11 protein-coding genes are annotated in these 11,210 nt (G+C 68.5%); 8 read left to right on the top strand and 3 right to left on the bottom strand.

The annotated features are described in order from the left end of the window. From BGN95_RS20945 to BGN95_RS20930, 4 genes are all read left to right on the top strand, one after another. The coding region (locus BGN95_RS20945) for a DUF481 domain-containing protein (protein ID WP_286773891.1) at nucleotides 1-786 on the top strand (786 nt) is incomplete at its 5' end. A 209-nt stretch (nucleotides 787-995) separates the two neighbouring features. Next, nucleotides 996-2,195, top strand: coding sequence for a hydrolase (locus BGN95_RS20940; RefSeq protein WP_286773890.1), 1,200 nt, complete (start codon nucleotides 996-998; stop codon nucleotides 2,193-2,195). Further along, nucleotides 2,192-3,208, top strand: coding sequence for an arginine N-succinyltransferase (locus BGN95_RS20935; protein ID WP_286773889.1), 1,017 nt, complete (start codon nucleotides 2,192-2,194; stop codon nucleotides 3,206-3,208). Before BGN95_RS20940 ends, BGN95_RS20935 begins: the two co-directional genes overlap by 4 nt. Continuing rightward, nucleotides 3,205-4,455 carry an N-succinylarginine dihydrolase gene (locus BGN95_RS20930; RefSeq protein ID WP_286773888.1) on the top strand — a complete coding sequence of 417 codons (1,251 nt, stop codon included), beginning with the start codon at nucleotides 3,205-3,207 and terminating at the stop codon, nucleotides 4,453-4,455. The genes BGN95_RS20935 and BGN95_RS20930 overlap by 4 nt, the downstream gene beginning before the upstream one ends. Nucleotides 4,456-4,526: 71 nt before the next feature. On the opposite strand, the gene BGN95_RS20925 is transcribed toward BGN95_RS20930, so the two are convergent. From BGN95_RS20925 to BGN95_RS20915, 3 genes are all read right to left on the bottom strand, one after another. Continuing rightward, a complete protein-coding gene (locus BGN95_RS20925; RefSeq protein WP_265269355.1) occupies nucleotides 4,527-4,856 on the bottom strand; it encodes a PilZ domain-containing protein in 330 nt (109 codons plus the stop codon). 59 nt (nucleotides 4,857-4,915) lie between these two features. Then, nucleotides 4,916-5,356, bottom strand: coding sequence for an RNA polymerase-binding protein DksA (gene dksA / locus BGN95_RS20920; protein ID WP_265269356.1), 441 nt, complete (start codon nucleotides 5,354-5,356; stop codon nucleotides 4,916-4,918). A gap of 455 nt (nucleotides 5,357-5,811) precedes the next feature. Next, nucleotides 5,812-6,489, bottom strand: a complete 678-nt coding sequence (locus tag BGN95_RS20915) for a hypothetical protein (RefSeq protein WP_286773887.1) — start codon at nucleotides 6,487-6,489, stop codon at nucleotides 5,812-5,814. Between the two features lie 144 nt (nucleotides 6,490-6,633). On the opposite strand from BGN95_RS20915, the gene serS reads away from it, so the two are divergent. From serS to tyrS, 4 genes are all read left to right on the top strand, one after another. Beyond that, nucleotides 6,634-7,911 (top strand): serine--tRNA ligase, encoded by a 1,278-nt coding sequence (gene serS, locus BGN95_RS20910; RefSeq protein ID WP_286773886.1) that lies wholly within the window; start codon nucleotides 6,634-6,636, stop codon nucleotides 7,909-7,911. A 145-nt stretch (nucleotides 7,912-8,056) separates the two neighbouring features. Continuing rightward, on the top strand, nucleotides 8,057-8,818 hold the full coding sequence (gene surE, locus BGN95_RS20905; RefSeq protein WP_179513467.1) for a 5'/3'-nucleotidase SurE: 762 nt from the start codon (nucleotides 8,057-8,059) through the stop codon (nucleotides 8,816-8,818). A gap of 20 nt (nucleotides 8,819-8,838) precedes the next feature. Continuing rightward, on the top strand, nucleotides 8,839-9,927 hold the full coding sequence (locus BGN95_RS20900; RefSeq protein WP_265269289.1) for a M23 family metallopeptidase: 1,089 nt from the start codon (nucleotides 8,839-8,841) through the stop codon (nucleotides 9,925-9,927). 24 nt (nucleotides 9,928-9,951) lie between these two features. Beyond that, entirely contained in the window at nucleotides 9,952-11,193 is a 1,242-nt protein-coding gene (gene tyrS / locus BGN95_RS20895; RefSeq protein WP_286773885.1) for a tyrosine--tRNA ligase, read from the top strand. Nucleotides 11,194-11,210 lie beyond the last annotated feature (17 nt).

Raw genomic sequence — 11,210 nt, 5'->3', positions numbered from 1 at the left:
GGCAACGACGGCGAAGTCTCCACGATCGTCAAATATGCCCGCACCGCCGATCCGGCGAGCGGCGACGCGGTGGCGCGGATAGCGGAAACCTGGCGCGCCGAGCGCAAGCGCGCGAATGATACCCGCGTGCGCGAGGCCGGGGTGTTCAACCTGTGGCGCGGGCGTGCCGAGCTCGGCGGCTATCTCACCACCGGCAACAGCGAAACGGTCGGCGCGACCGGCGTGCTCGATCTGACTCGCGAGGGGCTGGAATGGCGCCACAAGGTACGGCTGCAGGCCGATTACCAGCGCAGCCTCGGGGTGACGACGCGCGAACATTATCTCGCCAGCTACGAGCCTAATTATAAGATCGATTCGCGCCGCTACATCTATGGCGCGGGGCAATTCGAGTCCGATCGCTTCCTCGGGTACGACCAGCGTTATTCGACCTCGATCGGCGCCGGCTACAGCGCGATCCAGACCCCGGCGATGAAGCTCGATCTCGAGCTCGGGCCGGCCTATCGCTACACCGCCTTCACCGATGCGACGACGCAGAGCAGCCTCGCGGCGCGCGGCAGCCTCGATTTCGCGTGGAAATTCACCCCCGGGCTCAAGCTGACGCAGGTCGCTTCGGCCTATCTCGAACGGTATAATTCCACCGTCAGCGGGACGACCGCGCTCGCCGCGCGCGTCGTCGGGCCGCTCTCCGCGCAGCTTTCCTATGTCGTGCAATATGAAAGCACCCCGCCCGCCGGGCGCCGCACCACCGACACCACCAGCCGGGCGTCGCTGGTCTATACGTTCTGATCCCCTCCGCCCTTCTCTTTTTACTCCCCTCCCTTGTGAAGGGAGGGGCTGGGGGTGGGTGGGTTTGAGGCGCGCGGATCGGTGCCCCCGCAGGCCAACCCACCCCCGACCCCTTCCTTGTTCAAGGGAGGGGAGGATAAGGCGAGGAACGGAATAATCGCTTCCTCGACGCCTTCCCACCACCCCCTCAACCGCGCTACCACTCGCGGATGACGGGGATATCAGCGAACGAACGGATCGCGATCGAGCAGGCGGCGGCCTCGCCGATGCTCGCGCGGGTGCGACAATGGGCCGCGGTCAACAGCGGCACCGGCAATATCGCCGGGCTGGCGACGGTGGCGGAGATGCTCGCCGACGCCTTCGCCGGGCTGCCAGGCGACGTCCGGCTGGTCGACGCGGCGCCGGCGGAGCGCGTCACCGCGGCGGGCGTGGTCGAGCCGATCGCGCATGGCCGTCACCTCCACCTCGCGGTCCGTCCCGAAGCGCCGCTGCGGCTGCTGCTCACCGGGCATATGGACACGGTGTTTCCGGTCGACCACCCGTTCCAGACGCTCGTCGACCGCCCCGACGGGACGATCAACGGCCCCGGCGTCGCCGACATGAAGGGCGGGCTCGCGGTGATGCTCGCCGCGCTCGAAGGGGTCGAGGCGACGGGGAGCGCGATCGGCTATGACGTGCTGATCAATTCCGACGAGGAAACCGGCTCCTTCTCCTCCGCCGCGCTGATCGCCGAGCTGGCGCGCGGCAAGAAGGCGGCGCTGACCTACGAACCCGCTTTGCCCGACGGCACGCTCGCCGGCGCGCGCGGCGGCACCGGCAATTTCTCGATCGTCGTCCGCGGCCGCGCCGCGCATGCCGGGCGCAACCCGGAGGACGGGCGCAACGCGATCGTCGCGGCGGCGGATATCGCGTTGCGGCTCGCCGCCGCGCGCTCGCCGAGCCTCGCGGTCAATCCGGCGCGGGTCGACGGCGGCGGGCCGAACAATGTCGTCCCCGATCTGGCGGTGCTGCGCGTCAATTTCCGCCCCGCCTCGCAAGGAGAGATCGACCGCGCCCGCGCCGCGATCGACGCCGCGGTCGCCGAAGTCGCGACGGCGCATGACGTGCATGTCGAGATCCACGGCGGGTTCAACCGCCCGCCAAAGCCGATCGACCCGGGCGCCGAGCGGCTGTTCGGGCTGGTACGCGATGCCGGCAGCGATCTCGGCCTGACGATCGCGTGGCGCGCGACCGGCGGGGTGTGCGACGGCAACAATATCGCGGCGTGCGGCGTCCCGGTGGTGGACACGATGGGCGCGCGCGGCGGGGCAATCCATTCGGGGGAGGAATTTTTGATCGTCGACAGCCTGCCGGAGCGCGCCGCGCTCTCCGCCGTCACCATGTTGCGCATCGCGGAGGGCCGGCTGTGACCTTCGTCATCCGCGCGGCCAGCGAGGCCGATCTGCCGCATCTCTACGAAATGGCCAAGCTGACCGGGGGCGGCTTCACCAACCTGCCGGCTGACCGCCGCGCGCTGAAGGCCAAGCTCGAACGCAGCAGCAATGCCTTCGCCCGCACCGAAGGCGCGCTCGACGACGAAGCCTTCGTGCTGATCCTCGAGAATACCGAGACCGGGGAAGTGCGCGGCACCTGCCAGCTGTTCACCCAGGTCGGGCAGCGCCACCCTTTCTACAGCTATCGGCTCAGCACGCTGACCCAGCATAGCGACCAGCTCGGCCGCACTTTCCGCGCCGAGATGCTGTCGCTGACCACCGATCTGGAGGGATCGAGCGAGGTCGGCGGGCTGTTCCTCCACCCCGGCGAGCGCGCCGGCGGGCTCGGGATGCTGCTCGCGCGCAGCCGCTACCTCTTTATCAAGATGCACCGCCGGCGCTTCGCCGATCGCATCCTCGCCGAATTGCGCGGGATCATCGACGAGGCCGGTGGATCGCCCTTCTGGGACGGGCTCGCCGGGCGCTTCTTCGGGATGAACTTCCAGGATGCGGATCAATATAATGCGATCCACGGGCACCAGTTCATCGCCGATCTGATGCCCAAGCATCCGATCTACACCGCAATGCTCTCCGAAAGCGCGCGCGCCGCGATCGGCCTCCCCCACCCCTCGGGCCGTGCCGCGATGCGAATGCTGGAGAATGAGGGGTTCGCGTTCGAAAATTATATCGACATCTTCGACGGTGGCCCGACGATGACCGCGCGCACCGACAATGTCCGCTCGATCCGCGAGGCGCGCGAGAGCGCGGTGATCGCGATCGACCGCGAGGGCGGCACCCCCGCATTGGTCGCGCGCGGCACGCTGGCCGATTTCCGCTGCGCGCTCGGCAATGTCCGCGAGGTGGCCGAGGCGATCGTGCTCGATACGGCCAGCGCCAAGGCGATCGGCGCGCGGGAAGACGATAAGGTCACCTATATGGCGCGGACATGATCCGCGAGATCAACTTCGACGGCCTGGTCGGGCCGAGCCACAATTATGCCGGGCTCAGCCCCGGCAACCTCGCCGCGACGCGCAATGCCGGGCATGTCGCCCACCCACGCGCCGCCGCGCTGCAGGGCATCGCCAAGATGCGCGCCAACCTCGCTTTGGGGCTGACGCAGGGGATCTTGCTCCCGCATCCGCGGCCCGATCATCGCTGGCTCGCCGCGCTGGCGACCGACTATGCACACGCCGCGCCGCATCTGCGTGCCCGCGCGCTCTCCGCCTCGGCGATGTGGGCGGCCAATGCCGCCACCGTTTCCCCGGCAGCGGACAGCGACGACGCGTGCTGCCACCTGACCGTCGCCAACCTCGTCACCATGCCGCATCGCAGCCACGAATGGCCCGAGACGCTGGCGCAGCTCCGCCTCGCCTTCGCGCATCCGGCGTTCGCGGTGCACGGCCCGGTGCCGGCGCCGTTCGGCGACGAGGGCGCGGCCAATCATATGCGGATCGCCGCCGATCATGCCGCGCCGGGGGTCGAGATCTTCGTCTATGGCGAGCCGGGCGGCCCCTTCCCGGCGCGTCAGCATCGCGAGGCGAGCGAGGCGATCGCGCGCCTGCACCGGCTCGATCCGGCGCGCACCTTTTTCGTCGAGCAATCCCCCGCAGCGATCGCCGCCGGCGCGTTCCACAACGACGTCGTCGCGGTCGCCAACGAGCGCACCCTGTTCGCGCATGAGGAAGCCTTCGCCGACAAGGCGACTTTCTATGCCGGGCTCCGCGCGGCGATCCCCGAGGTGGAGATCGTCGAGGTGCCGGCCGATCGCGTCAGCCTTGCCGATGCGATCCAATCCTATCTGTTCAACGCGCAGCTCGTCACCCCGCCGTCGGGCGAGCAGACGCTGATCGTCCCGGGCGAAGCGCGCGACAATCCGCGGGTATGGGGCTGGCTGCAGGAACATGTCGCGGGCAACGGCCCGATCCGCGCAGTCGAGGTGGTCGATGTGCGCGAATCGATGGCCAATGGCGGCGGGCCGGCATGTCTGCGGCTGCGCGTGGCGGCCGATCCGGCGACCGTCGACCCGCGTTTCCTGGTCGACTCGGCAAAGCTCGACCGGATCGCGGCGGTGATCGAGGCGCACTGGCCGGAAAAGATCGCCGCCGATGCGATCGACGATCCGGCGCTGATCGCGCGGATCGAGGCGGCGCGGGGCGTGCTGCTCGATGCGCTGGATTTGGGTGAGCTGGCGGGCTGAGTGAGCGCAGTAACCCATTCGCACGAACGGAGAGGGGTTAGCGCAAGCTCGGCACGTCGCGCGGCGCGGCGTTACTTCCCGCCGGCCTCTTCCGCGACCAGTTGCACCGGATCGATTTCCTGATCGAAGGCGACGCCGACGCGCCCCGCGGTCTGCCACGCGACGCGGCCGGAGACCCAGCCGATCCCGGCCAGCTCGACCTCGATCGCTGCATCGGGGGCGATCGCGCGCGGCAGCTCGGCCATCAGCCCGCCTGCCGAAACGTTACGGATGCCGACCTTCATCGCGCTCGCAGCACCGACGATGCGCAGACGGGCGGCGACGTGGACGCTCTCGCGCCCTCGCCGGCTGCCGTCCGCGGGTTTCGCGTCGGCAAAGACATTCTTGCCGAAATGCTTCATCGTCACGTCAATACGTCGCCAAATCTTGCGGAATTGCAAACACGCTCACTATCGCGCGTTCAATCTTCGCGCGAGACCTTTTCCTGGCGCTCATGCTGTTCCTGCGCCTCGACCGTCATCGTCGCGATCGGCCGGGCCTCCAGCCGCCCCAGGCTGATCGGCTCGCCGGTCACTTCGCAATAGCCATATTCGCCCTCGTCGAGCCGACGCAACGCCGCCTCGATCTTGGAAATCAGCTTGCGCTGCCGATCCCGCGTGCGCAGCTCGATCGACCAGTCGGTCTCGCTCGACGCGCGATCGTTGAGATCGGCCTCACGCAGCGAATCGACCTGCAGCTGCGACAGCGTGCCCTGCGACTCGCGCAGGATCGCTTCCTTCCAATTGAGCAACTTAGCACGAAAATAAGCCTGTTGCCGCTCACACATGAAGGGTTCGTCAGGGTGCGGTCGATAGCCATCTGAGTCGTTGGAGGCGTTCGGACTGCTGCCGCCGTCCTCCATTCGTTCATACGCGGTCGCCATCAAGCTTCTCCCCGTCCGCGCAGGCCCTTTGCTCCACTGCGCGTTGTCCGTGGCGCGCCTATAATCGGGTGCCGGACCGCAAACAAGCGACCATAGATCATCACGCGATCATCCCTGCCACCGTGTGCCTTTCGCGGCGCTGAACCGGCTGTTGCGCAGCCGAAACTGTCTCGCATTGAAACGTTTACCAACCGCTCGGCGCGTTTGCCGCCTAGTGTTGCACAAATACGCGGTTAATCATGGTTATCGCGCTTGCACTTAAACCTTTGCTTTGCACTTTGCGGGCAAGCACGGCGCGCACATCGTGCGTAATGGGGAGCGCGGCGACCGTTCTTCGCCGGGAAGATAGAGAGAAGAACCATGTCAGTGCGGATGGCCTTGGTGAAACTTGCGGCGTGCACGGCAGGCGGCGCGCTGATCGGGGGCGGCGCGGTTCACGTTGCCGAAAATGCCAAGCCGCGCACCGAGTTCAGCAAGAAGAAGGTGGCGCGCAAGCCGGTGCGGCGCCCGGTCGAGCGGGTGTTGCCGATGGCGCGCGCGCGCCCCGTGCCCGCCTGCCCGCCGGTGGCCGACATCCCGGTGGCGATGCAATCCGCCCCGATGGTGTTGCCGGCCGCGCCGATCATCGAGACCAGCGCCCCCTCCACCCCGCCGGTGGTATACGGCGGCAGCGGCGGCTGGGGCGGGTTCGGCGGCGGCTTCTTCGGCGGCGGCTTCTTCGGCGGCAGCGGCGGCGGATCGAGCGGGATCGTGGTCTCCTCCACCTCCAGCACCAGCGGCGGATCGACCTCGAGCTCGACCTCGTCGGGGGGATCGGGCGGATCGTCGACCTCCTCCTCCACCGGCGGGTCGTCGACCTCCTCCTCGACGGGCGGGTCATCCACCTCAAGCTCGACCGGCGGGGTGAGCAGCACATCTTCCACGTCGAGCGGCAACGTCAGCAGCACCTCGTCGTCGAGCGGGAACGTTTCCACCTCCACCTCGTCGTCGACCTCGTCGTCTACGTCATCCTCCACCTCGTCGTCGACGTCGTCTTCATCCTCGACGTCATCGAGCAGCAGCTCGTCGGGGGGATGGAGCTCGACCGGCAGCAGCGGATCGAGCAGTGGCAACCCGACGCCGGTGCCCGCGCCGCCGATGGTCCTGCTGTTCGGCGCGGCCGCGGCGGCGCTCGTCGCGCGGCGACGGTGGGGGCGCAAGGCCGCGCAGGCCTAACCCCGCTTGCCTCCCCTCACTGCCCCCGCCATAGCGCGGGGATGCACGATATCCGTCTGATCCGAGAGAATCCTTCCGATTTCGATGCCGCGATGGCGAAGCGCGGCAAGGAGGCGGAGAGCGCCGCGATCCTCGACCTCGATCGTCGCCGGCGCGAGACGATCACCGAATTGCAGACCGGCCAGGCGCGCCGCAACGAAGCCTCGAAGGCGATCGGTGCCGCCAAAGCTTCGAAGGACGAGGCGACCGCCACCGCGCTGATGGCCGAAGTCGCCGCACTCAAACAGCGGCTGCCCGAACTCGAAGCGGAGGAAGCGCGGCTCGGCACCGAGCTCGACGATCTGCTCGCCGCGCTGCCCAATATCCCGCTGCCCGACGTGCCGACCGGCGCCGACGAGGATGACAATCAGCTCGTCCACGAACGCGGCACGCGCCGCGACTTCGCGTTCGAGGTGAAGGAACATGACGCGATCGGCCCCGCGCTGGGGCTCGATTTCGAGACCGGCGCGCTGATCGCCGGCGCGCGCTTCACGCTGGTGCGCGGGCAGATGGCGAAGCTCAACCGCGCGCTCGGCCAGTTCGGGCTCGATACGCTGACCCGCGAGCACGGCTATGAGGAAGTCGCGCCGCCGCTGCTCGTGCGCAGCGAGACGATGTTCGGCACCGGGCAGCTCCCCAAATTCGCCGAGGATCTGTTCGAGACGACCGACGGCCGCTGGCTGATCCCCACCGCCGAGGTGAGCCTGACCAATATCGTCCGCGAGCGCATCCTCGCCGCCGACGAACTCCCGCTGCGCTTCACCGCGCTCACCCCCTGCTTCCGCTCCGAAGCGGGGGCGGCCGGGCGCGACACGCGCGGGTTCATCCGCCAGCATCAGTTCGAAAAGGCCGAGATGGTCTCGATCGTCCCGCCCGAACAGTCCGAGGCGGAGCATGAGCGGATGACCGCAGCGGCGGAGGATGTGCTGACCCGGCTCGGGCTGCCGTTCCGCCGGATGAAATTGTGCACCGGGGACATGGGGTTCACCGCGGCGCGCACCTATGACCTCGAAGTGTGGCTGCCGGGGCAGAAGCGCTATCGCGAGATTTCGTCCTGCTCCACCTGCACCGATTTCCAGGCACGGCGGATGAACGCGCGGTATCGCCCGGATGGCGGGAAGGCGACGCGTTTCGTCCACACGCTCAACGGCTCGGGGCTGGTGGTCGGCCGGATGATCGTCGCGATTCTCGAGAATTATCAGCAGGAAGACGGATCGGTGTGGGTGCCGGACGTGCTCCAGCCCTATCTCGGCGGGGTCAACCGGCTCGAGCCGCGCTGATTTGCTCCCCGCCTTTCCCCCTTCATCGTCATTCCCGCGGAGGCGGGAATCCATTCGCGCAGGTGGTCGAAAGAACCGCACCGCCAGCCGGAATGGATTCCCGCCTTCGCGGGAATGACCGAACTTTCGAGGTGACGCCCGAATCATGCGCATCCTGCTGAGCAACGACGACGGCATCCACGCCCCCGGCCTCGCGGTGCTGGAGACGATCGCGCGTGCCCTTTCCGACGATATCTGGGTCGTCGCCCCGGCGGAGGAACAATCGGGCGCGGGGCGCTCCCTCACTTTGTCGCGCCCGTTGCGGGTGCGGCGGTTCGACGAGCGGCGGTTCGCGGTATCGGGAACGCCGACCGACGCGGTGCTGATGGCACTGACCGAGTTGATGCCGGCGAAACCCGATCTGATCCTCTCCGGGGTCAATCGCGGCGCCAATCTCGCCGAGGACGTGATGTATTCGGGCACCGTCGCGGCGGCAATGGAAGGGGCGATGGCGGGTATCCCGTCGATCGCGCTGAGCCAGCGCTATGCCGCCACCGGGATGGGCGACGAGGTGTCGTTCGCCACCGCCGAAAGCTGGGGCGAGCGCGTGCTGCGCCCGCTGATCGACGCGCGCTGGACCCCGGGGACGGTGATCAACGTCAATTTCCCGCCGATCGACCCGGAGGCGGTGCAGGGCGTCCGCGTCGTGCGGCAGGGGATGCGCGATTACGGCCGCGCCCGGCTCGAGCCGCGCACCGATCCGCGCGGCTTTCCTTATTACTGGCTGTCGCTCGGGCGGACCGAACACGCCTTGGTGCCGGGCACCGATCTGGCGGCGGTCGCCGACGGCTATGTCACGGTAACCCCGCTCCATCTGGACCTGACGCACGACGCCTCGCTACAAGCGCTGGCGAACGCGTATCTGTAGGCTTGTGTAGGAGGTTGGCGATGCGGCGGCTGAGCGCGGTGGCGACCTGCCTGCTGCCGGGACTGCTGCTTTCCGCCTGCATTCCGCAAGTCGCCCCGCCCTATCGGCCGGCGCCGCCACCACCACGCCGCGCCGATTATCCGCCGCCCCCGCCGCAGCGCCAGCAGCCCTTGCCGCCGCCGGCGCGCCGCGTCGAGCAGCTCCCCGCGCCGCGCCCGGCGTGGGAGACGCGCGGCGCCGAGGCCGATGCGCGCGACGTCCCCGCACAAAGCTATGTCGTGCGCCCCGGCGATACACTGGGCGAGGTCGCCGACCGTACCGGCGCGGGGATCACCGTGATCGCCGGCGCCAACGGCATCGAGCCCCCCTATACGATCCGCGCCGGGCAGCGGCTGACGATCCCCGCCGGGCGCTATCATCTCGTCCGGCAGGGGCAGACCGGGATCGCGATCGCGCGCGCTTATGGCGTCGAATGGTCGCGGATCGTGGCGGCCAATTATCTCACCGAGCCCTATGTGCTGCGCACCGGCCAGCGCATCCTGATCCCTGGCAGCAGCGCGCGTGGGTCGAGCGCGGCCGAGCGCGCCGCCGCCTTCCAGCTCGATATCGACGATATCATCACCGGCGGCGAGCCTGCGATCGCGCAGAACCAGCGCCCGGCCGCGCCGACCGCCAGCCCGCGCCGCGTGCTCCCGCCGAGCGCCGCGGTCGCCGCGCCGCGCATCCCGCCGGGGCGCTTCATGTGGCCGGTCGACGGGCAGGTGGTGAAGCATTTCGGCACCGGCGCGAGCGGCGAGCGCAACGACGGGGTCGAGATCGGCGTGCCGCACAATACTCCCGTGCGCGCCACCGCCGACGGCACCGTCGCTTATGCCGGCGAGGCGATCGCGGCGTTGGGCGGGCTGGTGATCATCAAGCACGGCGAGGGCTGGACCAGCGTCTACGGCCATGCCTCGAAACTGCTCGTCCAGCGCGGGCAGGCGGTGAAGAAGGGCCAGACGATCGCCTTGTCCGGCGCGAGCGGCTTCGCCGACCGCCCCGAGCTACACTTCGAGTTGCGCAAGGGCCGCGCGCCGATCGATCCGCTCACGCAATTGCCGCGCCCGTGAGGTGCGTGTAACGCGCCATTCATTATGACCGAAGCCAAGTCCGACCTCGTCCGCCTGCTCGTTGAGCGCGGCTATGTCCACCAGATGACCGACGCCGCCGCGCTCGACGCGCTGGCGCTCAGGGAAGTGGTGCCGGGCTATATCGGCTTCGATCCCACCGCGCCCTCGCTCCACGTCGGCAGCCTGGTGCAGATCATGCTGCTCCGCCGGCTCCAGCAGACCGGGCACAAGCCGATCGTGCTGATGGGCGGCGGCACCGGCAAGATCGGCGACCCGAGCTTCAAGGACGAGGCGCGCAAATTGCTCGCCGAGGACGGGATCAAGGCCAATGTCGCCTCGATCAAGCGCATCTTCGAACGCTTCCTGACCTTCGGCCCAGAAGGTGAAACGGGGCGCGCGTCCGACGCGATCATGCTCGACAATGCCGAATGGCTCGACGCGCTCGAATATATCCCGTTCCTGCGCGAAGTGGGGCAGCACTTCTCGGTCAACCGGATGCTGTCGTTCGATTCGGTCAAGCTCCGGCTCGATCGCGAGCAATCGCTGTCCTTCCTCGAATTCAACTACATGATCCTGCAGGCCTATGACTTCCGCGAGCTGGCGCAGCGCCACGGCTGCCGGTTGCAGATGGGCGGCAGCGACCAATGGGGCAATATCGTCAACGGCGTCGAACTGGCGCGGCGGATGGACGGGACCGAGGTGTTCGGCATCACCACCCCGCTGATCACCACCGCCGACGGCGGCAAGATGGGCAAGACCATGTCGGGCGCGGTGTGGCTCCACGAGGATCAGCTGCCGCATTTCGATTACTGGCAATTCTGGCGCAACACCGACGACCGCGACGTCGGGCGTTTTCTTCGGCTATTCACCGATCTCCCGCTCGACGAGATCGCGCGGCTCGAGGCGCTCGAAGGCGCCGAGATCAACGAGGCGAAAAAGGTGCTCGCCAATGAGGCGACCGCAATGTGCCGCGGGCGCGAGGCGGCCGAGCAGGCGGCGGAGACCGCGCGGCGCACCTTCGAGGAGGGCGCGAGCGGCGATGCGCTCCCGACCTTCGCCGCAGCGGGGGCGGTGCCCTTGGTCGATGCTTTGGTGGCGCTGGGTTTCTGCGCGTCGAAGGGCGAGGCGCGGCGGCTGATCAAGCAGGGCGGCGCGCGGGTCGGCGGTGAAAAGGTCGCCGACGAAGCCGCGACGGTGACCCCGGGCGCCGAGCCGATCCGTATCTCGGCCGGCAAGAAGCATCACGGGCTGCTGGTGGCGGGCTGACGGGGCCGCCGCTCTTT

The sequence above is a fragment of the Sphingomonas sp. 66-10 genome, assembly GCF_001897045.1.
Classification (GTDB): domain Bacteria; phylum Pseudomonadota; class Alphaproteobacteria; order Sphingomonadales; family Sphingomonadaceae; genus Sphingomonas; species Sphingomonas lycopersici.
This window is presented reverse-complemented; position numbering and strand designations above follow the sequence as displayed.

Excerpts from the sequence above, each read along its gene's own strand:
- BGN95_RS20940 (WP_286773890.1), top strand. The coding sequence starts at position 996 with ATGACGGGGATATCAGCGAACGAACGGATCGCGATCGAGCAGGCGGCG.
- BGN95_RS20930 (WP_286773888.1), top strand. The coding sequence starts at position 3,205 with ATGATCCGCGAGATCAACTTCGACGGCCTGGTCGGGCCGAGCCACAAT.
- BGN95_RS20925 (WP_265269355.1), bottom strand. The coding sequence starts at position 4,856 with ATGAAGCATTTCGGCAAGAATGTCTTTGCCGACGCGAAACCCGCGGAC.
- dksA (WP_265269356.1), bottom strand. The coding sequence starts at position 5,356 with ATGGAGGACGGCGGCAGCAGTCCGAACGCCTCCAACGACTCAGATGGC.
- serS (WP_286773886.1), top strand. The coding sequence starts at position 6,634 with ATGCACGATATCCGTCTGATCCGAGAGAATCCTTCCGATTTCGATGCC.
- surE (WP_179513467.1), top strand. The coding sequence starts at position 8,057 with ATGCGCATCCTGCTGAGCAACGACGACGGCATCCACGCCCCCGGCCTC.
- BGN95_RS20900 (WP_265269289.1), top strand. The coding sequence starts at position 8,839 with ATGCGGCGGCTGAGCGCGGTGGCGACCTGCCTGCTGCCGGGACTGCTG.
- tyrS (WP_286773885.1), top strand. The coding sequence starts at position 9,952 with ATGACCGAAGCCAAGTCCGACCTCGTCCGCCTGCTCGTTGAGCGCGGC.